Annotated in this window: 22 protein-coding genes and 1 riboswitch; of the genes, 11 read left to right on the plus strand and 11 right to left on the minus strand. The window is 73.6% G+C overall.

What is annotated here, in order from left to right; genetic code table 11:
* Window positions 1-3 precede the first annotated feature (3 nt).
* Together thiS and thiO are read right to left on the minus strand one after the other, a co-directional pair.
* Window positions 4-204 carry a sulfur carrier protein ThiS gene (thiS, locus tag OG393_RS24660; protein WP_327376881.1) on the minus strand — a complete coding sequence of 67 codons (201 nt, stop codon included), beginning with the start codon at window positions 202-204 and terminating at the stop codon, window positions 4-6.
* A complete protein-coding gene (gene thiO, locus OG393_RS24665; RefSeq protein WP_327376882.1) occupies window positions 201-1,379 on the minus strand; it encodes a glycine oxidase ThiO in 1,179 nt (392 codons plus the stop codon). Before thiO ends, thiS begins: the two co-directional genes overlap by 4 nt.
* Window positions 1,377-1,490, minus strand: a riboswitch (TPP riboswitch). Its footprint overlaps the gene before it by 3 nt.
* Before the next feature lie 133 nt (window positions 1,491-1,623).
* On the opposite strand from thiO, the gene OG393_RS24670 reads away from it, so the two are divergent.
* The 5 genes from OG393_RS24670 (at window position 1,624) to OG393_RS24690 (ending at window position 5,992) form a co-directional block, all read left to right on the plus strand.
* Window positions 1,624-2,787 carry an NAD(P)/FAD-dependent oxidoreductase gene (locus tag OG393_RS24670; RefSeq protein ID WP_442817432.1) on the plus strand — a complete coding sequence of 388 codons (1,164 nt, stop codon included), beginning with the start codon at window positions 1,624-1,626 and terminating at the stop codon, window positions 2,785-2,787.
* A 214-nt stretch (window positions 2,788-3,001) separates the two neighbouring features.
* Window positions 3,002-3,367 (plus strand): Rv2175c family DNA-binding protein, encoded by a 366-nt coding sequence (locus OG393_RS24675; RefSeq protein ID WP_327376884.1) that lies wholly within the window; start codon window positions 3,002-3,004, stop codon window positions 3,365-3,367.
* Window positions 3,368-3,452: 85 nt separating this feature from the next.
* Window positions 3,453-4,103, plus strand: a complete 651-nt coding sequence (gene thiE, locus OG393_RS24680; RefSeq protein WP_327376885.1) for a thiamine phosphate synthase — start codon at window positions 3,453-3,455, stop codon at window positions 4,101-4,103.
* 95 nt (window positions 4,104-4,198) lie between these two features.
* A complete protein-coding gene (gene metF / locus OG393_RS24685; protein WP_327376886.1) occupies window positions 4,199-5,116 on the plus strand; it encodes a methylenetetrahydrofolate reductase [NAD(P)H] in 918 nt (305 codons plus the stop codon).
* Window positions 5,117-5,167: 51 nt separating this feature from the next.
* Entirely contained in the window at window positions 5,168-5,992 is an 825-nt protein-coding gene (locus OG393_RS24690; RefSeq protein ID WP_327376887.1) for a hypothetical protein, read from the plus strand.
* A gap of 60 nt (window positions 5,993-6,052) precedes the next feature.
* Here OG393_RS24690 and OG393_RS24695 read toward each other — a convergent pair whose 3' ends face one another.
* The 5 genes from OG393_RS24695 to OG393_RS24715 all read right to left on the minus strand — a co-directional run bounded on the left by OG393_RS24695 (window position 6,053) and on the right by OG393_RS24715 (window position 12,084).
* Window positions 6,053-7,486, minus strand: coding sequence for a phytoene desaturase family protein (locus tag OG393_RS24695; protein ID WP_327376888.1), 1,434 nt, complete (start codon window positions 7,484-7,486; stop codon window positions 6,053-6,055).
* 35 nt (window positions 7,487-7,521) lie between these two features.
* Window positions 7,522-8,145: a DUF4126 domain-containing protein gene (locus tag OG393_RS24700; RefSeq protein WP_327376889.1), complete on the minus strand. Its 624-nt coding sequence runs from the start codon at window positions 8,143-8,145 to the stop codon at window positions 7,522-7,524.
* Window positions 8,146-8,508: 363 nt separating this feature from the next.
* Complete coding sequence (locus OG393_RS24705; RefSeq protein WP_327376890.1) at window positions 8,509-9,117, minus strand: TetR/AcrR family transcriptional regulator; 609 nt, start codon at window positions 9,115-9,117, stop codon at window positions 8,509-8,511.
* Window positions 9,118-9,146: 29 nt separating this feature from the next.
* Entirely contained in the window at window positions 9,147-11,234 is a 2,088-nt protein-coding gene (locus OG393_RS24710) for a YhgE/Pip domain-containing protein (protein WP_327376891.1), read from the minus strand.
* Window positions 11,206-12,084, minus strand: coding sequence for an ATP-binding cassette domain-containing protein (locus OG393_RS24715; RefSeq protein WP_327376892.1), 879 nt, complete (start codon window positions 12,082-12,084; stop codon window positions 11,206-11,208). The genes OG393_RS24710 and OG393_RS24715 overlap by 29 nt, the downstream gene beginning before the upstream one ends.
* Before the next feature lie 168 nt (window positions 12,085-12,252).
* Between OG393_RS24715 and OG393_RS24720 the strand changes: the two genes are divergently transcribed.
* From OG393_RS24720 to OG393_RS24730, 3 genes are all read left to right on the plus strand, one after another.
* Window positions 12,253-12,780 carry an SAV_6107 family HEPN domain-containing protein gene (locus OG393_RS24720; protein WP_327376893.1) on the plus strand — a complete coding sequence of 176 codons (528 nt, stop codon included), beginning with the start codon at window positions 12,253-12,255 and terminating at the stop codon, window positions 12,778-12,780.
* A gap of 68 nt (window positions 12,781-12,848) precedes the next feature.
* Window positions 12,849-13,637, plus strand: coding sequence for a methyltransferase (locus OG393_RS24725; protein ID WP_327376894.1), 789 nt, complete (start codon window positions 12,849-12,851; stop codon window positions 13,635-13,637).
* 305 nt (window positions 13,638-13,942) lie between these two features.
* Window positions 13,943-14,341 carry a DUF3040 domain-containing protein gene (locus OG393_RS24730; RefSeq protein WP_327376895.1) on the plus strand — a complete coding sequence of 133 codons (399 nt, stop codon included), beginning with the start codon at window positions 13,943-13,945 and terminating at the stop codon, window positions 14,339-14,341.
* A 254-nt stretch (window positions 14,342-14,595) separates the two neighbouring features.
* Here the strand turns inward: OG393_RS24730 and OG393_RS24735 are convergent, their stop codons facing one another.
* The 4 genes from OG393_RS24735 to OG393_RS24750 form a co-directional block, all read right to left on the minus strand.
* The gene (locus OG393_RS24735) at window positions 14,596-17,016 is read right to left on the minus strand and encodes a transglutaminase family protein (RefSeq protein WP_327376896.1); all 2,421 of its coding nucleotides are present in this window, start codon (window positions 17,014-17,016) and stop codon (window positions 14,596-14,598) included.
* Entirely contained in the window at window positions 17,013-18,365 is a 1,353-nt protein-coding gene (locus OG393_RS24740) for a DUF58 domain-containing protein (RefSeq protein WP_327376897.1), read from the minus strand. Before OG393_RS24740 ends, OG393_RS24735 begins: the two co-directional genes overlap by 4 nt.
* Window positions 18,362-19,411 (minus strand): AAA family ATPase, encoded by a 1,050-nt coding sequence (locus OG393_RS24745; RefSeq protein WP_327376898.1) that lies wholly within the window; start codon window positions 19,409-19,411, stop codon window positions 18,362-18,364. The genes OG393_RS24740 and OG393_RS24745 overlap by 4 nt, the downstream gene beginning before the upstream one ends.
* 179 nt (window positions 19,412-19,590) lie before the next feature.
* Complete coding sequence (locus OG393_RS24750) at window positions 19,591-20,139, minus strand: beta-class carbonic anhydrase (protein WP_327376899.1); 549 nt, start codon at window positions 20,137-20,139, stop codon at window positions 19,591-19,593.
* Between the two features lie 387 nt (window positions 20,140-20,526).
* Between OG393_RS24750 and rsmH the strand changes: the two genes are divergently transcribed.
* From rsmH to OG393_RS24765, 3 genes are read left to right on the plus strand one after another with little or no spacing between them, the layout of a single operon-like run.
* Entirely contained in the window at window positions 20,527-21,486 is a 960-nt protein-coding gene (gene rsmH, locus OG393_RS24755) for a 16S rRNA (cytosine(1402)-N(4))-methyltransferase RsmH (protein WP_327376900.1), read from the plus strand.
* Between the two features lie 47 nt (window positions 21,487-21,533).
* Window positions 21,534-22,031 carry an FtsB family cell division protein gene (locus OG393_RS24760; protein ID WP_327378533.1) on the plus strand — a complete coding sequence of 166 codons (498 nt, stop codon included), beginning with the start codon at window positions 21,534-21,536 and terminating at the stop codon, window positions 22,029-22,031.
* A gap of 5 nt (window positions 22,032-22,036) precedes the next feature.
* On the plus strand, window positions 22,037-24,034 hold the full coding sequence (locus tag OG393_RS24765) for a peptidoglycan D,D-transpeptidase FtsI family protein (protein WP_327378534.1): 1,998 nt from the start codon (window positions 22,037-22,039) through the stop codon (window positions 24,032-24,034).
* Window positions 24,035-24,048: the final 14 nt, after the last annotated feature.

A 24,048-nucleotide genomic window follows, 5' to 3' on the forward strand; every position in this document is an offset into this window, starting at 1 on the left:
GTCTCAGCCCCCCTGCACCGCGGTGAGGACCTCGACCCGGTCGCCCTCGCCGAGCATCGTCACGGGCCACTGGCCGCGCGGTACGACCGTCTCGTTGACGGCCGCGGCCACGCCCGAGGGCGCCGCGGTCAGACCGGCGACGAGGGCGTCGAGGGAGAGGGGACCGGAGAGCACACGCGGCTCCCCGTTGACGGAGAGGTTCATGCGAGCTGCTCCTGACGTGCGCGAAGGGAGGGTGCGGCCGGGAACCGGAGCGGGCTGAAGGGCCGGGCCTCGTCCGGCAGCGCGCCGGTGATCAGCGCCTCGGCCAGCGCGTCGCCCGTGACCGGCGTGAGCAGCACCCCGTTGCGGTAGTGGCCGGTGGCCAGATGAAGACCCGGCAGCGCGGTCGGCCCGAGCAGCGGCGCGTTGTCCGGAGACCCCGGCCGCAGGCCCGCCCGTGTCTCGGTGAGCGGCAGTTCGGTGATGCCGGGCACCAGCTCGTGGGCGTCGCGCAGCAGCTCGTACACCCCGCCCGCGGTCACCGTCGTGTCCCAGCCCAGTTCCTCGCTGGTCGCGCCGACGACGAGTTCGCCGTTCGCCCGCGGCACCAGGTAGACGTGGCTGCCGCGGACGACCGCCCGGACCGTGCGGGAGAGGAACGGCGCGAACGCGGGCGGCACCGTCAGCCGGAGCACCTGACCCTTGACCGGTCGTACCGGCGGCAGGACCTCGTCCGGTACGCCGGTCAGCCGGCCGCTGAGACTGCCGCCGGCCAGGACGACCTGGTCCGCGGCCGGTGTCGTCCCGTCCGCCAGGGCCGCGCCCGCGGCCCGGTCCCGTACCACCGTCAGCCGTTCCGCGACGCTCCGGTGAAAGACCACGCCGGCCCGTTCGCAGGCGGTGACGAGCGCGGCGGCGAGCCGGCGCGGATCGACCTGGTGGTCGCCGTCGACCCGCAGCCCGCCCCGGACGCCCGGTGCCAGCATCGGCTCCAGCCGTCGGCAGTCGCGTCCGCTGAGCCACTCCGAATCCAGACCGCAGCGGGTCTGCAGGGTGTGCAGTTCCCGCAGGTGAGCCCGGTCGTCGGCGTCGAGGGCGACAGCGAGCGTGCCGCAGGCTCGATAGCCGACGTCGTGCCCCGTGGCCTCCTGGAGTTCGGCGACGAAGCCCGGATAGCGCCGCGCGGAGACCAGGTTGAGGCCCAGCAGGGTCTCCTCGCCGTAGTGCAGTTCGGTGACGGCGGCGAGCATGCCCGCCGCCACGGCGGCGGCCCCGCCGCCCGGTTCCGGGTCGACCACGGCGGCGCGCAGCCCGCGCAGCGTCGCCCGCCAGGCCGTGACCAGGCCGATGATCCCGCCCCCGATGACGAGGACATCCGATCCTGTGCGTGGATGCATGGGCGTCCAGCCCCTCCCTTCGCCGGCATGACCCGGATCAGGTTCGTACGGTCGGAGGCCGTCCCAGCCTCCCTCTCAGCCCGGTGCGTCCGGGCTCCCGCGAGTGCTTTACGACGGCCAGACTAGCCTCCGCCCCGTCCCGCTCCCAGAGCCCACCCTTACTGACGATGCGTCAGCTGCGTAAGGTGGACGGGTGAGCGAGCAGAAGCAGTCACCGCAGCACGTCGTCGTCGTAGGTGCCGGGATGGCGGGCGTCCAGACCGCGGTCGCCCTGCGCGAGCAGGGCTTCACCGGGCCCGTCACCCTCATCGGCGCCGAGCCGCACCAGCCCTACGACCGGCCGCCGCTCTCCAAGGCGGTGCTCCTCGGCAAGGCCGAGGACTCGGCCTTCGACGTCGACTTCGAGGCGCTCGGCGTCGGACTGCGGCTGGGACTCGACGTGACCGGACTGCGCGCCGACGACCACGAGATCGACACCCAGGCCGGACCCGTCCCGTATGACGTGCTCGTCCTCGCCACCGGAGCCCGCCCGGTCACCCTGCCGGGAAGCGAGGGCGTCCCCGGCGTCCATCTCCTGCGGACCCTCGACGACGCCGCCCGGCTCAGGCCGGTCCTGGAGCGGCGCCACGACATCGTGGTCGTCGGCGCGGGATGGATCGGTGCCGAGTTCGCCACCGCCGCCCGAGAGGCGGGCTGCGCCGTCACCGTCGTCGAGGCCGCCGAACGGCCGCTGTTCGGCGCGCTGCCCGCCGAGGTCACCGCCCCGATGGCCCGCTGGTACGCCGAGAGCGGCGCCGAGCTGCTCACCCACGCGCGCGTCGCGGCCGTCGAGCCAGGGCACGTCGTGCTCTCCGACGGCCGGACCCTGCCCGCCGGCGCCGTCGTCGTCGGCATCGGGGCCCGGCCGGACACCGGTTGGCTCGACGGCTCCGGCATCGCCCTCGACGCGGGCGGCTCCGTCACCGCCGACGCCCGACTGCGGACCTCGCTGCCGGACGTGTACGCCGTCGGTGACTGCGCCTCCTTCCCGTCGGCCCGCTACGGCGAACGGCTCCTGGTCCACCACTGGGACAACGCCCTCCAGGGTCCCCGGACCGTCGCGGCCGGCATCGTCGGCGATGCCCCCGCCGACTACGACCCGGTGCCGTACTTCTGGTCCGAGCAGTTCGGCCGCTTCGTGCAGTACGCCGGCCACCACGACGGTGCGGGCGACCTCGTACGCCGCGGCGACCCGGACGGTGCCGCCTGGTCCGCGCTGTGGCTGCGCGACGGCGCCCTCGTCGCCCTGCTGGCCGTCGGCCGTCCGCGCGACCTGGCGCAGGGCCGCAGGCTGATCGAGTCCGGCGCCCGGCTCGACCGGGACCGCGCGGCCGACCCCGCCGTGCCCCTGAAAGCGGCGGTGCTCTGAGCGCCTGTCGGGTGGCCCCTGACCGGGCGGTCAAAGGCCACCCGACAGGCTCTGAGCGGCCCCGGGCCCTTGCCCTGCCCCTTCCCGCGGCCGCTCGGACCCCGCCGCCCCGGCCCGGTCCGGCCCCGCCCGGACACGAGCGTCCCCGGCCCGGTCAGGGGGCACCCACGGGGCCCGACTACCGGCTGTCGGTCCGGGATGGCACGCTTGTCCCGTGACCGAGATTGACGCAAAGACCGATGCTCTCGTCCCCGCCTGGCTCTACCTCCCCGACATCGCGGAGATGCTCGACGTCGAGGTGACGCGCGTGCGCCAGCTGGTCAAGGAGGGCCAGCTCATCGCCGTGCGCCGTGGGGAGAACAGGGCGCTCCAGGTGCCCGCCGCCTTCATCCAGGGCGACAAGGTCGTCAAGGGTCTCTCCGGGACCCTGACGCTCCTGAAGGACGACGGCTTCACCGACGAAGAGATGCTGGAGTGGCTCTTCACTCCCGACCCCACCCTGCCGGGCACCCCCGCGCAGGCCCTCAGCGAGAATCGCGGTACGGAGGTGAAGCGCCGCGCCCAGGCGCTCGCCGTCTGAGCACTGACGACACACCGAGGGTCCCGCGGGGACCGGGTCCGCCCGGCCCGCGCGGGACCACCGCACCCGACGGGGGGATCCACCCATGCCCACGCCACGCGAGCGGCTCGCCGACGCCCGGCTCTACCTGTGCACCGACGCCCGCAGGCGCCAGGGTGACCTGCCCGCGTTCCTGGACGCCGTGCTCTCCTCCGGCGTGGACATCGTGCAACTGCGCGACAAGGGGATGGAGGCCGGCGAGGAGCTGGAACACCTCGCCCTCCTCGCCGACGCCTGCCGTCGGCACGGCACGCTCCTCGCCGTGAACGACCGCGCCGACGTGGCGCACGCCATCCGCTCCGACGTGCTGCACCTGGGCCAGGGCGACCTGCCGGTGCCCGCGGCCCGCGCGATCCTCGGCGACGAGGTCCTGGTCGGCCGTTCCTGCCACGCCGGGAGCGAGGTGGACGCGGCCGTCGCCGAGCCGGGAGTGGACTACTTCTGCACCGGCCCCTGCTGGCCCACCCCCACCAAGCCGGGGCGCCACGCGCCGGGACTCGGGCTGGTGCGGTACACCGCCGCCCTGGAGCAGGACCGGCCGTGGTTCGCCATCGGAGGCATCGACGAGGGCAACCTCGACGAGGTGCTCGACGCGGGCGCCCGCCGGATCGTCGTCGTCCGTGCCCTCACCGAGGCCGACGACCCGGCCGCCGCCGCGGCCCGGCTGGCGAAGCGGGTCCGGGAGCGTCCGGCGTAGAACGCCCGGAATCGCCCCCGCGGACGTTGTCCAAAAAGATGTCCATTCTGCGGACCTTGCTTCGTCGGCGCGTGGACCCCGTCTAACCTGCCGGTATGGCTCTCGGAACCGCTTCCACCCGATCGGATCGCGCACGCACGGTGCGCGAGATTCTCGCGTCCGGAAAGTGCTCGTACTCCTTCGAGTTCTTCGCGCCCCGGACGGAAAAGGGCGAGCGGAGCCTCTGGAACGCCCTGCGCCACGTCGAGCAGGTCGGTCCGAGCTTCGTCTCCGTGACCTACGGCGCCGGCGGCTCCACCCGAGGCGGTACCGTCAAGGCCACCCAGGAGATCGCCGCCGACACCACCCTCACGCCGGTCGCCCATCTCACCGCCGTCGACCACTCCGTGGCCGAGCTGCGCAACGTCCTGGGCCAGTACGCCGACGCCGGGATCCGCAACATGCTGGCGCTGCGCGGCGACCCGCCCGGCGACCCGCTCGGCCTCTGGGCCGAGCATCCGGAGGGGGTCCGCTACGCGGCCGACCTGGTCCGGCTGATCAAGGAGTCCGGCGACTTCTGCGTGGGCGTGGCCGCCTTCCCCGAGATGCACCCGCGTTCCACCGACTGGGACACGGACATCCGGCACTTCGTCGACAAGTGCCACGCGGGCGCCGACTACGCGATCACCCAGATGTTCTTCGACCCGGAGAGCTACCTGCGGATGCGCGACAGCGTCGTGAAGGCCGGCTGCGAGACGCCGATCATCCCCGAGGTCATGCCCGTCGTGAACGTCCGGACGCTGGACCGGTTGCCCCAGCTGAGCAACGCCTTCTTCCCCGCGGACGTGAAAGACCGCATCCTCGCCGTCAAGGACGATCCGGCCGCTGTACGCTCCATTGGCATCGAGTTCGCGACGGAGTTCTGCGCGCGTCTGCTCTCCGAGGGTGTCCCCGGACTGCACTTCATCACGCTGAACAACTCCGCCGCGACGTTGGAGATCTACGAGAATCTCGGGCTGCACGAGCAGTCGTGACCGGCGTACCCGCCCCCGACCCGCGGCGGTGGCCGGAGGAGAGGGGCGGGCATGGGGTGGACGGTCCTCTACATCGCGTTCGGCATCGTCGCGTTGTGGTTGCTGGGCGAGGTGCTGCTCCAGTACAAGGCGCGGCTGCGCTGGCGGCTGCTGGCCTTCAGCGGTTTCCTGGCCGTCGTCGTCGGGGTCCTGCTGCCCTCCGTTGCCGTGATCATCGCGGGAGCGGTCACCTTCGCCGTGGGACAGGCATACGTCACTCTGTCGTTCCGCCGCGGCTTCTCCACCGGCTGGGCCCTGGGCGGGAGCCCGGGAGCCAGCCGGCGCCGCCGGTCCGGCCCGCCGGCCGCCCGGCCGAACCTGGAGGTCACCGACCTCTCCTACGAGCCGGTGGACCCCGCCCCGGACGGGACCGACGTGGTCCACGAGCCCGAGCCGCTCCCCGAGGACACCGGCTCGTACGGCGTCTACGACACTTCCTACGAGTCCTCCTACGACACTTCCTACGAGTCCGCCGGCGGACGGGAACAGCCGGAGGAGACGCGGCCCGGCTACGACACCGGCCACGACGCCTACGCCGCCGGCTACGACCCGTCGGCCCAGCAGCGGCCCGGCTACGACTACGGCACCGGGCAGCACTACGCCGCCTACTCCGACCCGTACATCGGTCCGGGCACGGACGGTCAGCAGTACGCCTCGTACGACTACGGCACCGGCGCGCAGCAGCCCTATGACCCCTACTCCGCCTCGTACAGCTACGACACGCCGCCCGGGGGCGTGTGGGTGCCGCAGCAGCGGGACGACGAGCAGTCCGCGCGGCAGGAGTGGGGGCACGGCGGCCACGACCCGCACGAGAGCGACCCACACCACCGCTACTGAGCCTGATCGGGCTCGCCCGACGCCGTCCGCCGGCGGCCCGCACGACGGCGTCGCCCCAGGTCAGCGCGAGCCGCGGAAGTCCGCGCCCTCCACGACGAGCCCCGCGACCAGTGCGCCCGACATGCCCGCGTGCGCCAGCCCGCCGCCCGGGTGGGACCAGCCGCCCGCGAAGTACAGGCCGGGGAGCGGGGAGAGGTTGGGCGCGGGCAGGAAACGCCCCTCCGCCCCCGCGAGCGCCGGACCGGGCACCTCGGCGCAGCCCGTCTCCCGCAGGGTGTCCCGCGGCGTCCGGACCTCCTGCCACAGCAGGCGCTCGCGGAGGCCGGGCACGGCCGCCTCGGCAGCCGCCAGCATCCCCTCGGCGTGCCCCGCCCCGTCCGCCGCGCCGTCCGTCCGTACGGTCGAGGTGACCGTCACCGACTCGTGCTCCGCGTCGGGGCGCAGGCTCGCGTCGTCGGGTCGCAGCACGGTCACGATGGGCCGGTCCGCCGTCGCGTGGACCACCGTGCGGTGCACCGCTCCGGCCTCCCGCGCGCCGCGCAACGCCAGACAGAGCGTCACCCGGCCCGTCCCCGGGGACAGGGGGAGGGGCCGGTCATCCCGGTGCTCACGGGACACGACCCGCTCCCGGAAGAGCGAGGGAACCGGTGCCCCGGCGACGACATGGTCCGCCCCGACGACTTCGCCGCCGGCCAGTTCGATCCCGGCCGCCCGGCCGTCCTCCTCGCGGACCCCGGTGACCTCGGCCCCGAAGACGAACTCCACCCGTCGCTTCCGGCAGCGCTCGTACACGGCGTCCGCCAGGGCCCGGATGCCCCCGCCGACGTACCAGGTGCCGAAGGTCTGCTCCATGTACGGCAGGACGGCGGCCGAGGCCGGGGCGGTGGCCGGGTCGAATCCGTAGGACCAGGCATGGGCGTCGAGCAGCGCGGCCAGCCGGGGATCGCCCAGTTCGCGGCTGCCGATCCGGCCGAGCGTGGTCGTCGGCCGGCGCAGCGGGCCCGTCTTCCGGCCCGGATAGGGCTCGCGGGCCAGCGCCGTCGTGTCCCGGGGCTGGGGCTCCTCCAGGAGCGGGCGGCGGGTGCGGTCCCAGGCTTCGCGGGCGCGGACCAGGAAGTCCCCCCAGCGCTCACCGGCCCCCGTGCCCAGCGCGGCGTCCAGCGCGGCGACCGTGCCGGCCCGGGAGGCGTTCGGCAGGTCGACCCGGGTGCCGTCGGCGAAGACATGACGGCTGGCCGGGTCGACCTGGGCCAGCGTGACGAGGTCTTCCAGCGGCTCCTTGCCCGTCTTGACGAACAGGTCCCGGTAGACCGCGGGCAGATGCAGCAGACCGGGGCCGGTGTCGAAGCCGAACCCGTCGCGCGTGTACCGGCCGACCGCGCCGCCGTACGTCGCCGCGCGCTCGTACACCGTCACCCGGTGGCCGGCCACGGCCAGCCGGGCGGCGGCCGCCATGGCGCCCATCCCGGCGCCGATCACCACAATCCGTGCCATGTCAGGGACCCTATCGGCCTCCGTCGGCCGCCCGGTCAGCCGGGCGGGACCACGACCCCGGCCTCCGCCGAGGCCAGGCGCCGCTCCTCGCGCCGCTGGGCCCTGCGGCGCAGGAAACGGCGGATGCGGTGGGCGAGGAAGCCCAGTATCACCAGACCGAGCACCAGCAGGACCGCCACGACGGCGGACGCCGCCCGGGGGTTGAAGATCGCGAAGGTCACGATGCCCGCGACCGCGAGGTCCTCGGCCAGGCTCAGGGCGATGTTCGAGAACGGCTCGGGTGAGGTGTTGACCGCCATCCGGGTCCCGGCTTTGACGGCGTGGCTCAGCAGGGCGGTGGAACCGCCGACCGCACCCGCGGCCAGCTCCGGCAGCGATCCCGACTGCCCGGCGATCAGGGCGCCGACCACGGCGCCGGCGATCGGCCGGATCACGGTGTGGAAGGAGTCCCAGAGGGAGTCGACGTACGGGATCTTGTCCGCCACCGCCTCACAGAGGAACAGCACGGCGGCGGCGATCAGGACGTCGGTGCGCTCCAGCGGGGCGGGCACCTCGTCGCTGAGGCCGGTCACGCCGAAGAGACCGAGCAGCAGGACCACCGCGTAGGCGTTGATCCCGCTCGCCCAGCCGCTGGTGAAGACGAGGGGGAGTACGGACACGGACGCGATCGTAGTCAGTGGTGGCCGCGTGCGGGTGGGGATCGGCACGGACGGCTGAGTACGCGTACCTAGGCGCGGAGATGAGTAGCCGCACGGATGGGCTCCGACCTGCGCGGACGGGAGAGTGGGGGCACGGAAGGGGCGCGGTTCCGTACCGCCGGCACGGGGCGGCGGTACGGAACCGCGCGCCTGCCGGCACGGGGGTGCGCGGGGGGCACGGGGGTGCTCACGGGGGACGGGGGGAGGACCGCCGGTTCCGGCGAGGCTCGGGGGGATCGAGCCTCGCCGGAACCGGTGTCTTCGCGTTCCCGGCGGTGGACCGGGCCGGGCTGCCGGGGCGGGCCCGGTCCCGGGCGCGGGTCCTCAGCGGCCGCTCACCCGGCCATGCAGCAGACGGGAGAGCGCGCGGTGCACGTCGTCGATCGACCGCTCGCTCTGGAATGCCTGCCAGTCCAGGGCGGCCACCAGCACCATGCCGACCAGCGCCGCCGCCGTGAGCGGGATGTCGATCTCCTCGCTCAGCTCGCCGGCCTCCACGCCCTCCCGGAGCACTCCCTCGACCACCGCGACCGCCTGCTGGCGGACCACCAGGAGGGTCGAGTTCCAGGCGCGGTTGGTGCGCCAGAGCTCGGCGACGTACAGCTGGGTGAAGGCCGGGTAGCGGTCGATGAAGACCAGGCCCGCCCGGATCATGGCGTCCAGCGCGTCGACCCGGCTCCCGCCCCGCCGCCCGGTCTCCTCGGCCGCGTCCCGCAGCGAGGCGGTGAGCAGGCCCACGCCGTGCCGCAGCAGCTCCTCGAAGAGCTCGGTCTTGCTCTTGAAGTTGTAGTAGACCGTGCCCTTGGCGACCCCCGCGCGTTCGGCGATCTCGTCGACCGTGGTCGCCGAGAAGCCCTGCTCGGCTATGAGGGTGACGGCGGCCTCGTAGAGCTTCGCGCGGGTGGCCCGGCGTCTGGTGCTGCTGCTGTCCATGGAGACGATTCTCACAGGTCCGGCGGATGTCACAGGGACAGTTCCGGGTGGAGCCGGTCCATGGTCCACACCTGCTTGCGGCGGGCGGAGACGGCCGTCAGCGCCAGGGCGCCCACCGTGAACGCGGTCAGGACCGCGCATGCCTGCCAGACCGGTCCCAGGCCGCCGCCGGTGATCAGCCGCCGCAGCGCCTCGACCACATGGGTCATCGGCAGGAACGGATGGATCGCACCGAAGAAGCCGGGGCTGGTCTGTACCGGGTACGTGCCGCCCGCCGAGGTGAGCTGGAGCATCAGCACCGCGAGCACCAGGATGCGGCCCGCCGCGCCGAAGCGGGCGTTGAGCCACTGGATGATCGCCGCGAAGCAACAGGTCACCAGGACCAGGAAGGAGACGGTTCCGGCCGCCCTGGCCATCTGCAGGCCCAGGCCCCAGTGCAGGACCGACATCAGCGCGGCGACCTGCAGCACCCCGATCGCCGCGACCGGGAACCAGCCGGCCAGCGCGATCCGCCGGGCGGAGGCGCCGGCGGCCAGGGCGCGCCGGTTGAGTGGCTGGATCACCATGTACGCCACCATCGCGCCGACCCAGAGGGAGAGCGGGATGAAGTACGGGGCGAATCCGGTGCCGTAGTTGGGTGCCTTGTGCAGGGACTGCGAGGCCAGTTCGACGGGGTCGGCCATGACCGCCGTGCGGCGGTCCCGGTCACGCTGGTCGTAGTCGGGGATCTTGTCGACACCGTCGTTGAGCCCGGTGGCGAGCTCGCCCGAGCCGTCGGCCAGTTTGAACAGACCGCCGTCGAGGTCTCCGGCGCCCTTCTTGAGCCTGCCGACGCCGGTGTCCAGGTTCGTGGAGCCGGTACGGGCGCCGGTGAGTCCGGTGTGCAGGTCGTCGGCGCCCTTGGCGACCTTCTGGGCGCCGCTGTTCAGCGCGTTGACCTTCTTGACGGCGTCCTCGAGGTCCTCGTCCAGATGCGGTGCGGCCTCGGCCAGCGCGTCCGCCTGCTTCTGCAGGGTGGCCAGCCGGCCGTCGAAGCGCTTGAGGTCGCCGGTCTGGTCCTTGGTCAGTTCGTGCAGATCGTCGGCGATCTTCGCCACGTCGTCCGCGCTGACCTTGGCCTCCTTCAGGACCGGGCAGGTCCGCGGGTCGGGCAGCGGGTTGTCCACGCACTCCTTCTTGTGGAGTGCCTCCAGGTGGTCGTCGGCCAGGTGCGCGGCGCTGCGGGCGAGCGGGGCGCGCCGCACCAGGTCGTCCAGGTCGTGGCGGACCGCCTGGACCGAGTCGGAGACCAGCCGGGCGGTGTCGCCGATCGACTTGCCGTTGTCCTTCAGGAACGGGCGGACCTGGCCGGCCGTGCCGTTGACCCGGTCGGCGAGGGCCTGGGTCCCGGCGGAGACCTGCCGGGCGCCGGTCTCCAGGTCGCCTGCGCCCTTGTCGAGCTTCCTGAGGCCCGAGGCCAGGTCGCCGCTGCCCTTCTTGGCGTCCTTCAGCCCGTCCGCGAGGCTCTTGGAGCCCTTCTTGGCCTTGTCCACGCCGTCCTTGACCTGGTCGGCACCCTTGGCGGCCGCGGCGGTCGCGTCGTGGATGTCGGAGAAGGAGATGAAGATCCGGTCCAGGAACGTGCGCGAGGACTTGGTGGAGGCCGCGGTGCGCACCTCGGAGAACACCGTGCGGGAGATCTGCCCGACGATGTAGTTGTTCGCGTCGTTCGTGCGCACCTTGAGGGCTCCGGTCTCCGGGCTGTCGCCGGAGCTGGAGGCGATCCGCGAGCTGAAGTCGCGGGGCATGGTCAGCGAGAGGTAGTACGTGCCGTTCTCCACGCCTCGGGCGGCCTCGGCGTCGCTGACCTCGTGCCATTCGAAGACCGCGCTCTCGCGCAGGCCCTTGGTGATGTCCGCGCCGGCGTCGATCCGCCCGCCGCCCGCGGTCGCGCCCCGGTCCTCGTTGACGAGCGCGACGGGTATCCGGTCGAGCCTGCTGTAGGGGTCCCAGAACGAGCACAGGTAGAGCGCGCCGTACAGCAGCGGCAGCAGCAGGACCGCGATGAGCGCGGCGGCCGGCAGTTTTCCCCTGCCGAAGCGCCTGAGCTCAAGCGCGGCCAGTCTCGGCGAGCGCATCGGCCGCCCCCTCCTCGATGGTGTCGGTGTCGGTGTCCCCGGGGGCGTCGGCCTTCGGGGCCTCGGGTGCCCGTCCGGCGGCGGTGTCCCGCCGGTCCGGGGCCTCCGGCTTCGTCTCCGGGTCCGGCTCCGGCGCGGTTCCGCCCGGCGCGGTGGTGACGCGCACGGCGCCTTCGGGCGCGTCGCTGCACACGGCCAGGACGGTCGTGCCGGAGTCGGCGACGGAGCGCAGCAGAGCCCATGCCTCGACCCGGTCGGCGTCGGAGAGCTTGAGGTCGGTGTCGTCGAGGGCCAGCAGGCGGGGCCTGCCGATCAGGGCGAGGGCGACCGACAGGCGTAGCGCCTCCAGCCGCTCCAGGTCCCGGACGGAGGTCCGGCCGGCCTTGGGCAGGGTGGCCGGGTCGAGTCCGGCCGCTTCGAGGGCCTCCCTGATGCGGGCGCGCATCTCCGCGGTCCGCTCGGCCGGAGGGCGCAGCAGGGCGCGCACCGAGCCGTCGTAGCGGCGCTGGAGCAGCGCGCGCTCCCGCAGGTGCTCGTCGACGGTGAGGGCGGGGTCGAGGTCGCTGACGCCCGGCACCGGGCCGAGCGCGCTGAGGCGTCGGACGGCGGCCATCCCGCGGGGCAGGTGCAGTCCGGCGATCTCGGCGTGTCCCTCGTGGGTCTTCATCCGGCCGGTCAGCGCGAGCAACAGACAGGTCCGGCCCGAGCCCGACGGGCCCTCGATCGCGACGAGCGAGCCGGGCGCGGCCCGGAGGCCGACCTCGCGGAAGACCCAGCCGCGCGGCCCTTTCAGTCCGAGGCCCTCCGCGACGACGGCGGCGCCGTGCGGCTCCTTCGGGTTCGCTTTCACGGACCCCCACCCCTCATCCCCTGTTTTTGAACTGACCAGTCAGTTCAAAAACAGTAGCGCCCTCACGCCTTCGAAGGCAAAGCGGCAGGTCAGGCTGATTGTCAGTGCCGCCCTGCACGATGGACACACACGGCCACGGTGCCGTCACACGACGACAGGAGGCTCGTCATGACCAGCTCCTCGGCAGCGGCGCCCCGGCGCCACAGCACCGGTCGCACCGCCCCCGCACTGGTCGGACCCCCATCCGACATCCATCCCGTTCCGCGCCGCGCCACGGCGCCGCCCGCCGCCCTCGACCTGCTCGCCCAGGCCCGCGCCGGGATCGAGGAGGCCGCCGCGCTCGACGTGGCCAACGAGAGCTACGCCACCGCCCACCTCGCCGCCCTCCGTACCGCCGCGGCCGTGCTCGCCGCCCGCGGCAGGCCGGAGACCAGCCCACGCAGGCGCGCCCGGATCAGGAGCGCCTGGGAGGTGCTTCCCGAGATAGCCCCCGAGCTGGCCGAGTGGAGCGCGCTCTTCGCGGCGGGCGCGGAGCGGCGGGCTCGGGCCGAGGCGGGCATCGCCGGCGCCGCCGGCCGGCGGGAGGCCGACGACCTGATACGGGACGCCGCCATGTTCCTGCGCCTGGTCGAACGCCTCCTCGTCCTGCAGCCCGTCCTGCCCCGCCGGCCGGGCACCGGTGACGCCGTGAGGTGAGCGGGGGGTACGCCGCCCGAGGCCATAGGGTGGGGGACGTTCGTTCCCGTAGCGAGGAGTCAACAGCCGTGCCGGACCCTTCCCCTGTCTTCGGTCGAGAGGCGTCGTCGCGTCCGTCGCGCGCCTCCCTGCGTACCGCCGTCGTCTGGGACGTCCTCAAAGAGGCTCTCGACCGCCGGGTCAAGGCCACCGGGAAGGACGGCCTCGACGTCCTCGACACGGGCGGCGGTTCCGGGAATTTCGCGGTGCCGGTGGCCCGCCTGGGCCACCGCGTCACCGTCGTCGACCCCAGCCCCAACGCCCTGTTCGCGCTGGAGCGCAGGGCCGCCGAGGCCGGGGTCGCCGACCGCGTCAGCGGGGTCCAGGGCGACGTGCGCGGCCTGTTCGACGTCGTCGAACGCCAGGGGTACGACGTGGTCCTCTGCCACGGCGTCCTGGAATACGTCGACGACCCGGCCGAGGGCCTGCGCAACGCGGTCGCCGCGCTCCGGCCGGCCGGAGCGCTCAGCCTGCTCGCCGCGGGCCTGGGCGGTGCCGTCCTGGCCCGCGCGCTGGCCGGCCACTTCACCGAGGCCCGCCAGGCCCTCAGCGACCCCGAGGGCCGCTGGGGCGCCGGTGACCCGGTCCCCCGGCGCTTCACCGCGGAGCAGCTCGCCGAGCTGGCGGGGGAGGCCGGTCTGGAGGTCGGGGCGGTGCACGGCGTACGGATCTTCGCCGACCTGGTGCCCGGGGCCCTCGTCGACACCGAGCCGGGCGCCGCGGAGGCTCTGCTCAGGCTGGAGGAGGCAGCCGCCGAGCTGCCCGCCTTCCGCGCCGTCGCCACCCAGCTGCACCTCCTGGGCGAGAAGCGCGGCTGACACCCGGGCGGCGGCACGCCCCCGGGCGGGCGGGCGGCGTTCTCCACACCGGGCTGATCAGCGGCGCAGCTGCACACGGAGTACGCCACAGGCCCCCCGATCGGGCTTGTGTCCCCGTATGATCGGGGGACACCAACCGGCATGACGGGCAGGGCGCTGGGGAATCAAGGCTTCAGCATCCGAACCGCGTGGCGGCCCGGATTGGCGTTTTGGCGTTGAGGGCGGGTTTCACGGGGGCGAATCCCTGCCTATCCTGAAAGGGCCGCATACCGGTCGCCCCCGCGACCGACGACTAGGAGGACTCCGTGCCGCTCTCGGAGCACGAGCAGCGAATGCTCGAGCAGATGGAGCGAGCGCTGTACGCCGAAGATCCCAAGTTCGCGACAGCGCTCGAGGGAAGCGGACTGCGTACGTACACCCGGCGACGGGTCTACCAGGCAGTCGTCGGCTTCCTGGTGGGTATCGCGCTCCTCATGGCCGGAATGGTCGCCCAGCAGATCTGGATCAGCGTGGTGGGGTTCCTCGTCATGCTGGGCTGCGCGGTCCTGGCGGTCACCGGATGGCGCAAGGCTCCCAAGCCGGGCGAGCAGCAGGTGGCGGGTGAGGCGGCCGGCGGCCGTCCGTCCCGGCAGCGCCGCTCGATGATGCATCGCATCGAGGAACGGTGGCAGCGCCGCCGTGACGAGCAGCAGGGCGGCCACTGACGGCCCCCTGAGCGGAGGCCGCACCTCCGTACACGACACCGAGCCCCGTGGGGCCGGCACCTCCGGGTGGTCCGGCCCCACGGGGCTCGTCGCGTTCCCGCTCGCGGGCCGGTGTCGGCCCCCGCTGTGGCGCGGGCCGACGAGCCCCGACGAGCACCGGCCCGCGAGCAGCCGTCCCAGCGTGGCCGTCCCCGCCCGGCCGACGGCCCGGGGACACCCAGGCCGACGGCGGGAGGAACGGACCGGCGCCGGATTCAGCCCTCGCCGCGCGACGGGCGGCGCACCAGCGCCATGGCCCGCGCCGTCAGCGCCCGCCGCCGGGCCGACCAGGCGTCCGCCAGCGACGCCCACCGGTCCGAGGCCGACCACAGCACCCTGGCGGCCGAACGGGGGGCCAGCAGGGCGCGCAGCCGGACGCGACGGCCGGAGGCCGTGTGGAAGCCCGCCCTGACCAGGGCCACGTCCGCCGCCGGGACCGCGGCCGACCGAGGCCCCGGAGCGTAGAGGACCTCCTCCAGCGCGCCCGCCGCCCGGTGCACCGCGTCGGCCGCCTCGCCCTCCAGCCCGCCCCGCCGCACGACCCGCGCGGCGCGCCCGCGGGGCGTCAGCGACTCGTCCGGCACGATCCCGTGGTCCCAGGCCGTGTCCTCGATCTCCCGCCAGGCCGCGAGTGTCCGGGCCACCACGTCCTCGGCGGCGCGCCCCGTGGAGCCGAGCCGCCGCGCCCGCACCCGGGTGCGCCACCACAGGGGTGTCAGCGGCAGCAGCAGGACCGCCGCCGCCCCCAGACAGATCAGCGCGACCGTCAGCGGAGGCATCCCGTCACCGCCCGAGGAAGCGGCGCCCGTCGCCTGCTCCTGACCGCACTCGCCGAGCCGCCGCAGCCGCGGCGGGCAGCTCTCCGCCGCGCTCGGCGCGGCGGACGGCTGCGCCGAGGCGCCGGGCTCCGGCTGCGCCGGCCCGGTGGGCGTACCGGTCGGGGACTGGGCCCGCGTGTACTCCGGGGTGGAGCCGCGTGACGGTGTCGGCTCGAACCGGGTCCAGCCGACACCCTCGAAATACAGCTCGGGCCAGGCGTGCGCGTCCCGGATGCCCACCGACATCGTGCCGTCGGACTGGGTGGTGCCCGGCATGAAGCCCACCGCCACCCGGGCCGGGATGCCCAGCGAGCGGGCCATCGCCGCCATCGAGAACGAGAAGTGGACGCAGAAGCCCTCCTTCTGACGCAGGAAGCGGGAGATCGCCTGGACCCCCGTGCCCGACTCGACCTCGACGTCGTAGCGGAAACCGCCGTCGACCGCGAACCAGTCCTGGAGCTTCACCGCCCGCTCGTAGTCGTTGCGCGCCCCCTCGGTCACCGCGGCGGCGGTGGTCCGCACGTCCGCGGGCAGCGAGTCCGGGACCCGGGTGTACTCCTCGCGGAGATCCACCGAGGGCGGCGACGCGGCGGCCAGCTGCTCCGCCGTGGGCCGTACGTCCAGGCTGGTCACCTGGTATTCCGCCCCCTTGGTGGTCTGGTCGGCGTCGCCGACCAGCATCCGCCCGACCGGTTCGTAGCGCCAGCGCCCGCCGATGGTGACCCGGGACGCCGGATAGGGCATCGGCAGCCACTTCTGCTCGTACGCGGGGGACGCCACGAAGTTGCTCGTCACCTCCCGCGTCCGGACGTCCTGCGCCAGCCCGTTCGGCCACGGCAGCAGCTCGGGCACGTCCTGGATCGGCCGGACCGAGGACTTCCAGGAGGTGCCGTCGAACTCGTCGAGCGCCACGAGCCGCAGGTACATGCCCCCGGTGTCGGGGGAGTTGGTGCGGTAGCGGAGCACCTCGCGGTCCTCGGGCTGCCGCAGGTCGTCCTGGATCGACACCAGCGGGTTCACGGCCGAGACGGTGCCACCCTTGCCGCCGGCGCCCGGCCCGGTGCCGGCGCCGTCGAACAGCCCGCCGGTGAACCCGGGCAGGGCGAGCGGAACCACCAGCGCGATCCCCGTCGCGACCGCGCCGATGCGCCGGCCGGTCCGCACCGGGGCGAGCACCTGCCCGCCCTCGGAGGCGCCCGACCCGGGCGGTCCGGTGCGCGACGCGCCCCCGAACACCCGCCCCCACGCGGAGAGCCGGTCCCGGCCCTCCGCGAGCAGGAGCAGCAGATAGCCGGAGGCCGCGGCCAGGAACCACAGCGGGCTCGCGTCGCCGCCGGAGAGTCCCGCCGCCACCGAGTACAGCGCGAGCAGGGGCAGACCGGCCGGGGCCGCGGCCCGGAAGGTCACCGCGAGCGTGTCCACCAGCAGCCCGATCACCACGACACCGCACACCAGGATGAGCCGGATGCCCTCGGTGTCCGGAGCGGGGATGGCGTAGCGGCCCACGTCGGCGGCCCCCGCCTGGAACAGGTCGGCGAACCGCGCGAAGGCCGCCGTGCCGGGCAGCACGCCGAGGAACGCCTCCTCGCGGGCGAAGAGCACCGTCAGTGCCAGCAGTGTCACGACGCCCTGGGCCGCGATCGTCAGCGGCCGGGCCAGCGGTACCCGCCGGGTCAGCGCGCCGACCCCGCTCTGTACCGCGAGCAGCAGTGCCGCGGCGAAGATCCAGACCGCCGGCTTCACCAGGGGCAGCAACGCGCCCGACGCGAGCAGCGTCGCGGCGAAGGCCCCCACCGTCAGCCGGCCCCGCCCGCTCATGACCGTCCTCCTCGGGTGTCGCCCGCGGCGTGCCGGGTACGCACCCCGCCGGCCTCCTGCCACAGCTCGGCGAGAGGCGCGCCGGGCGGCACGGCCAGCGCCGTCCACCCCGCCTCCCGCAACTGCCGCAGCCGTTCCTCGACCGCCCCGGACATCGCGCCACCGGTCAGCCAGGTGCCGCTGTCCAGGACGAACGCGACGGCCGCGCCGCTGCGCCGCCGGATCCGGGCGGCCAGCGCCGCCTGTTCCTCGTCGAGGTCGCCCAGGAACGCCACCAGGAGACCTTCCCTCCCGCCGCGCAGCACGTCGTGGGCGCGTGAGAGCCCGGCTCCGTCGGAGTGGTCGACGACGGCCAGCGTGTCCATCATCAGACCGGCGGCCTCGGCCGAGCCCTGCGGGGAGCCGGCGAACCCCTCGGCGCCCTCGCCCGGCACCGTGGTGCCGGTGTCGGTGAGCAGCCGGACGGAATAGCCCCGCTCCAGCATGTGCACCAGAGTGGAGGCGGCACCCGAGACGGCCCACTCGAAGGCCGAGTCGGGCCCGGCGCCCTGGTAGGCGAGCGCGCGGGTGTCGAGCAGCACCGTGCAGCGGGCCCGCTGCGGCTGCTCCTCACGACGCACCATCAGCTCGCCGTAGCGCGCGGTGGAGCGCCAGTGGACCCGCCGCAGGTCGTCGCCGTGGCGGTATGCCCGCGGGATCACGTCGTCGTCGCCGGCCAGCGCCGGCGAACGGTGCGCGCCGTCCCCGTGGCCGGCGGACTCGCCGGCCGGCCTCACCTGGGGCAGCGGCTCGGTCCGGGGCACCACGGTCAGGGTGTCGTGGCCGCTGAACGAGCGGGTCAGCTCGCACATCCCGAAGGGGTCGCTCAGCCGCAACTGGAGCGGGCCCAGCGGGAAGCGGCCGCGCAGATCCGAACGGACCCGGTACGACACCTCGCGCCGTCCGCCCGCCTCGACCCGGTCCAGTACGAAGCGAGGCCGCGGCCCGAGCATGTACGGCACGTGGTCCTGGAGCATCAGCAACCCGGTGGGCAGCTTGGAGACGTTCTCCACCCACAGGTGCACCCGGGCCTCGGAGCCGACCGCGACACGCTGCGGGGAGAGCCGACGGCTGCCCGCGACACGGTGGCGGGTGCGGTGGAGCACACCGACGCAGATCAGCGGCAGCACGGCGAGCAGCAGTCCGACGCGCAGCAGGTCCCCCTGGCCGAGGACGTAGGCGCAGATCGCGGCGGCGACACCGGCGGCGAGGAAGGACCGGCCACGCGTGGTGAGTCCGCCCAGCGCGGCCCGCAGGCCGCCCCGTGCCTCGCCCGGAGCTGCCTCCGGCCCGGTGGCGGTCGGCCTCACAGCTGCCGGGCCCCGGGCTGCTGCCGGCCGTGGAGCACACGGGCGCCCGCGGGCGGCCCCGCGGGCGGCCCCGCGGGCGGGGCCGAGGCCGGCACGGGCGCGCGCTGCAGGATGTCCAGGACGACCTGTTCCGCCGTGAGCCGGTTGAGCTGGGCCTGCGCCGTCGGCAGCAGCCGGTGGGCGAGCACCGGGACGGCCAGCGCCTGGAGGTCGTCGGGCAGGACGTACTCGCGCCCGTCGAGCGCGGCGGACGCCTTGGCGGCACGCAGGAGATGGAGCGTGGCGCGCGGCGAGGCCCCCAGGCGCAGGTCGGGGTGGCTGCGGGTCGCGGCGACGATCTCCACGGCGTAGCGGCGCACGGAGTCGGCGACGTGCACACCGCGCACCGTCTCGATCAGCTTGAGGATGTCGTGCGCGTGCGCCACCGGCTGGAGGTCGTCGAGCGGGGAGAGCGCGCCGTGTACGTCGAGCATCCTGAGCTCGGCCTCGGGGCTGGGATAGCCGATCGAGACACGGGCCATGAAACGGTCGCGCTGGGCCTCGGGCAGCGGATAGGTGCCCTCCATCTCCACCGGGTTCTGGGTGGCGACCACCATGAACGGGCTGGGCAGCTCGTAGGTCTGCCCGTCGACGGTGACCTGCCGTTCCTCCAGGGACTCCAGGAGGGCGGACTGGGTCTTCGGCGAGGCACGGTTGATCTCGTCGCCGATCACGATCTGTGCGAAGACCGCCCCCGGCTTGAACTCGAAGTCCCGCCGCTGCTGGTCGAAGATGGACACGCCCGTGATGTCCGACGGCAGCAGGTCCGGTGTGAACTGGATGCGGCGCACCGAACAGTCGATGGACCGGGCGAGCGTCTTGGCCAGCATGGTCTTGCCCACGCCGGGGACATCCTCGATCAGAAGATGTCCCTCGGCGAGCAGCACGGTCAGCGAAAGCCGTACGACCTCAGGCTTGCCCTCGATCACAGCCTCCACCGACCTGCGGACACGCTCCGCTGTGGTGGTCAGATCCGCGAGGCTCGCTCGATCGTCATAGGTCGTCACCCGGCCCTCCTCGGCCCTTTCCCCGGACCTGGCGCGACTGACGGCCCGGCCCACCCCGATACAGGGACACGACTCCCGGGGGGTTTCCGGAAGGTGCCACCGCAGCATTGTTGTTGCCCGTGGCGCGATGTGTCACTTGCCCGGGGGTGAAAAGGAGTGCAATGCCAGGTTTTGTGGGGTCACACCGGGTCGATCTCGCGGAGCAGGCCGCTCGTCACGTCGAAGACGAAGCCCCGGACGTCGTCCGTGTGGAGCAGGAAGGGAGAGGTCCTGACCCGCTGCATCGACTGCCGGACGTCCTGCTCGACGTCGCGGAACGCCTCGACCGCCCACGGCGGACGCTGGCCGATCTCCATCTCCAGGTCATGACGGAACTCCTCGGTGAGCGATTCCAGGCCACAGCCCGTGTGGTGGATCAGGACGACGCTGCGCGTCCCGAGCGCCCGCTGGCTGATCGTGAGGGAACGGATCACGTCGTCGGTGACCACACCGCCCGCGTTGCGGATGGTGTGGCAGTCGCCGAGCGCGAGGCCCAGGGCGCTGTGCAGGTCGAGGCGGGCGTCCATGCACGCGACGACGGCGACGTTCAGGACGGGACGCGCGTCCATGCCGGGGTCGGTGAACGCGGCGGCGTACTTCGCGTTCGCCTCGATGAGACGGTCGGTGACCGCTCCGGGCGTCCGTACGGCGTCGGCGGCGGCGGGGGAGGGGTGCGCAGAAGTCGACATGAGGACGACGGTAATGGTCACAAGGGTGCGCGGCCCGCTGTGAGGGCGGACAAAGAACGTCAATGCGCCTTGTTGTGAGTTAACCCACAGGCTCGTGACCCCGGGTCCGTACGGGTGATCCACCGGGAACGCCGGCCTCCCGCGCGACGCGCCAGCCGGTTGATTGACCGCCGGGTCCAGTGGACTAAAGTGACGCGGAGTTCACGGAGACATCGAGCGAATTCAGCGGATTCTCCCCCGCGTGTGCGGCGGTACGTACGGCTCGGCCTCCTCCCGCTCGCCGGCCGGCCGAGGCGCCTTCCCGGCGCCGGTCCGGCACTTCCCCTTTCTGCGAGCGGGCGGGGACCCGGCGGTGCGTACCGGCCGCGCCGGATCTGAGAGGGCGCATTGAGCAACGACCGACACGTCCCGGTGATGCTCCAGCGGTGCCTGGACATGTTGGCCCCGCCCCTGGAGCGCCCCGGCGCGGTCGTCGTCGACTGCACCCTCGGCCTGGGCGGCCACAGCGAGGCGCTGCTGAAGCGCTTCCCCGAGGTGCGGCTGATCGCCCTCGACCGGGACAAGGAGGCGCTGCGTCTCTCCGGCGAGCGGCTCGCCCCCTACGGGGAGCGCGCCACGCTCGTGCACGCCGTGTACGACGAACTGCCCGAGGTCCTCGACCGACTCGGCGTCCCGCGCGTCGACGGCGTCCTCTTCGACCTGGGTGTCTCCTCCATGCAGCTCGACGAGGCCGACCGCGGCTTCGCCTACGCGCAGGACGCCCCGCTCGACATGCGCATGGACCAGACGACCGGAGTGAGCGCGGCCGAGGTCCTCAACACCTACCCGCCCGGCGAGCTCGTCCGCATCCTGCGCGCGTACGGCGAGGAGAAGCAGGCCAAACGCATCGTCTCCGCGATCGTGCGGGAGCGCGACAGGGAGCCGTTCGGCAACAGCGCCCGCCTGGTCGAACTCATCCGCGACTCCCTGCCGCAGGCGGCCAAGCGCACCGGCGGCAACCCGGCCAAGCGCACCTTCCAGGCCCTGCGCATCGAGGTCAACGGCGAACTCACCGTCCTCGAACAGGCCGTCCCGGCCGCGGTGAAGGCCCTCGCGGTGCACGGCAGGATCGCGGTGCTGTCCTACCACTCACTGGAGGACCGCCTGGTCAAGCAGGTCTTCGCGGCCGGCGCGGCGACCACGGCGCCGCCCGGTCTGCCCGTCGTCCCCGAGCGTTACCAGCCGCGTCTGAGACTCCTCACCCGCGGCGCCGAACTCCCCACGGAGGAGGAGATCGCCGAGAACCGCCGCGCGACCCCGGCCCGGCTGCGGGGCGCGGAGCGCATCCGGGAGGACGAGATCTCGTGACGGGCACGGGGCCGCTCAGGGGACGGGCCGCCCGACTCGGGCGGCTCATGCCGTCGGGGCCGAGCACCGCCGCCCGCACCCCCTTCGTCCTGCTCGTCGTCGTGCTGCTCGGCGGCGGTCTGATCACCCTGCTGCTGCTCAACTCCGCCCTCAACCAGGGCTCCTTCAAGCTCAGCGAACTCAGGAAGAAGACCACCGAACTGACCGACGAGGAGCAGGCCCTCCAGCGGGACGTGGACGACCGGTCCGCGCCCGACTCCCTGGAGCGGCGGGCCCGCGAGCTCGGCATGGTCCCGGGAGGCAGCCCGGCCTTCCTCGACTCCGACGGCACCGTCCGCGGCGAGCCCTCCCTGGCGACCGCCCCCGCCGTCGAACCGGCACCCACGCCGGCCGGCCCACCCGCCGGGGAGCCCCCCGCCGCCGCGGCGTCCGCCGTACCGGAGCCGTCCGCGAGCCCCTCCGCGGACACGGCCGGGCAGCCGCCCGAGAAGAGCCCCGACCCCCCGCGGACGACCGCGCCCACCCCGACCCGATCCGGCAGGTGAACGCTGTGCCCCCCAAGGAGCCCCCGCGCCGGCGGGTACCCGGACCCGCCCGGCCCGCCTCCTCCCGGTCCGGCTCCGCCCGCCGTACCGCCCGGCCCGCCGCGTCGCGCTCCGCGGCGTCCCGTCCCGGCCCGGCCCGGCGCCCCTCCTCCCGTCCCGCGAGCCGGCCGCGCACGATCAGGCTCGGCAACCCCAAGCCCCGGCTGCGGCTCATCTCCCTGGGGCTGACCCTGGTGATGCTGGCCTTCGTCGTCCGGCTGCTCCAGGTGCAGGCCGTCGACGCCAGCGCGTACGCCGCCAAGGCCGAGCGGGCCCGCTACCAGGAGTACACGCTCTCCGCGGACCGCGGCGAGATCACCGACCGCGCCGGGATCGCCCTGGCCACCAGCGTCGACGCCTACGACATCACCGCCGACCCCAAGCTGTTCACCCCCGAGGACAGCAAGGTCCAGGACGCCCCGGAACAGGCCGCCGCCCTCCTCGCGCCGATCCTCGGCAAGGAGCCGGCCGAACTGGTCGAGAAACTCCGCACCCCCAAGTCCCGCTACACCATGCTCGCCCGCAAACAGACCCCGCAGGTGTGGAGGCAGATCAAGGACCTCAAGAAGGTCTACGCGCAGAAGGCCAGGCCCTCGCGGGGCGGCAACGGCGTCAGCATCCTGGCCGGCGTCATCAGCGAGCCCAGCACCAAGCGCGTGTACCCCAACGGAGAACTCGCCGCCGGGATACTGGGCTTCGTCAACGCCGAGGGCCGCGGCGCGGGCGGCCTGGAGTCGATGCTCGACGAGGAACTGGCCGGCAAGGACGGAAAGATCCGCTTCGCCCAGTCCGGCGGACGCCGGGTGCCCACGGCGGGCTCCCGGGGGACCCCGGCCGTACCCGGCTCGGACATCGAGCTGACCATCGACCGCGACATCCAGTGGGCCGCCCAGCAGGCCATCACCGAACAGGTGGAGAAGTCCCGCGCCGACCGCGGCTACGTGATAGTCCAGGACACGCGGACCGGCGAGGTGCTGGCCATGGCCAACGCTCCCGGCTTCGACCCCAACGACCTGTCCGCGGCCAACGCCGCCGCGATGGGCAACGCCTCTCTCCAGGACGCCTACGAACCCGGCTCCACCAGCAAGGTGATGTCCATGGCCGCCGTCCTGGAGGAGGGTGCGGCGACCGCCGGCACCCACGTCACCGTCCCCAACCGGCTGCACCGCGGCGACCGGCTCTTCAAGGACGACATCGACCACCCCACCTGGTACCTGACCCTCAACGGGGTCCTCGCCAAGTCCAGCAACATCGGCACCATCCTGGCCACCGGCCAGCTCGGCCGGAACCAGTCCGAGTCCAACCGGATCCTCTACTCCTATCTGCGCGCGTTCGGCATCGGTACTCCCACCGGGCTCGGGTACCCAGGCGAGACCCGGGGCATCCTCGCCAAGCCCCAGGACTGGTCGACCTCGCAGCAGTACACGATCCCCTTCGGCCAGGGGCTCTCCGTCAACGCCATGCAGGCCACCTCCGTCTACTCGACCATCGCCAACGGCGGCGTCCGGATCGAGCCCACCCTCGTGCGCGGCACCAAGGGACCGGACGGCCGCTTCACGCCCGCGCCCGCGCCCCGCCAGACCCGCGTGGTCAGCGAGAAGACCGCCAAGACCCTCGCGCAGATGCTGGAGTCGGTGGTCGGCGACGAGGAGGGCACCGGCACCAAGGCCCGCATCCCCGGCTACCGGGTCGCGGGCAAGACCGGTACGGCCAACCGGGTCGATCCCGAACTCGGCCGCTACAAGGGCTACACCGCCTCCTTCGCGGGTTTCGCGCCCGCCGACGCCCCGCGGATCACGGTCTACTGCGCCATCCAGAACCCGACCAAGGGCAGCTACTTCGGCGGCCAGATCTGCGGACCCATCTACAAGAAGGTCATGGAGTTCGCCCTCAAGACGCTCCATGTCGCCCCGACGGGCAGCGAGCCCGCGGGGCTGCCGGTGACCTTCAAGGCCAGCGAGTGACACCCCGGGAGCAC

The organism is Streptomyces sp. NBC_01216 (assembly GCF_035994945.1).
Taxonomy (GTDB): Bacteria; Actinomycetota; Actinomycetes; order Streptomycetales; family Streptomycetaceae; genus Streptomyces.

Bases quoted from the DNA above. Each gene is read 5' to 3' on its own strand.
- OG393_RS24710 (WP_327376891.1), bottom strand. From the start codon at position 11,234: ATGCGCTCGCCGAGACTGGCCGCGCTTGAGCTCAGGCGCTTCGGCAGG.
- OG393_RS24735 (WP_327376896.1), bottom strand. From the start codon at position 17,016: ATGAGCGGGCGGGGCCGGCTGACGGTGGGGGCCTTCGCCGCGACGCTG.
- OG393_RS24720 (WP_327376893.1), top strand. From the start codon at position 12,253: ATGACCAGCTCCTCGGCAGCGGCGCCCCGGCGCCACAGCACCGGTCGC.
- thiS (WP_327376881.1), bottom strand. From the start codon at position 204: ATGAACCTCTCCGTCAACGGGGAGCCGCGTGTGCTCTCCGGTCCCCTC.
- OG393_RS24760 (WP_327378533.1), top strand. From the start codon at position 21,534: ATGCCGTCGGGGCCGAGCACCGCCGCCCGCACCCCCTTCGTCCTGCTC.
- thiO (WP_327376882.1), bottom strand. From the start codon at position 1,379: ATGCATCCACGCACAGGATCGGATGTCCTCGTCATCGGGGGCGGGATC.
- metF (WP_327376886.1), top strand. From the start codon at position 4,199: ATGGCTCTCGGAACCGCTTCCACCCGATCGGATCGCGCACGCACGGTG.
- OG393_RS24705 (WP_327376890.1), bottom strand. From the start codon at position 9,117: ATGGACAGCAGCAGCACCAGACGCCGGGCCACCCGCGCGAAGCTCTAC.
- OG393_RS24690 (WP_327376887.1), top strand. From the start codon at position 5,168: ATGGGGTGGACGGTCCTCTACATCGCGTTCGGCATCGTCGCGTTGTGG.
- OG393_RS24750 (WP_327376899.1), bottom strand. From the start codon at position 20,139: ATGTCGACTTCTGCGCACCCCTCCCCCGCCGCCGCCGACGCCGTACGG.
- OG393_RS24670 (WP_442817432.1), top strand. From the start codon at position 1,624: ATGGCGGGCGTCCAGACCGCGGTCGCCCTGCGCGAGCAGGGCTTCACC.
- OG393_RS24695 (WP_327376888.1), bottom strand. From the start codon at position 7,486: ATGGCACGGATTGTGGTGATCGGCGCCGGGATGGGCGCCATGGCGGCC.
- thiE (WP_327376885.1), top strand. From the start codon at position 3,453: ATGCCCACGCCACGCGAGCGGCTCGCCGACGCCCGGCTCTACCTGTGC.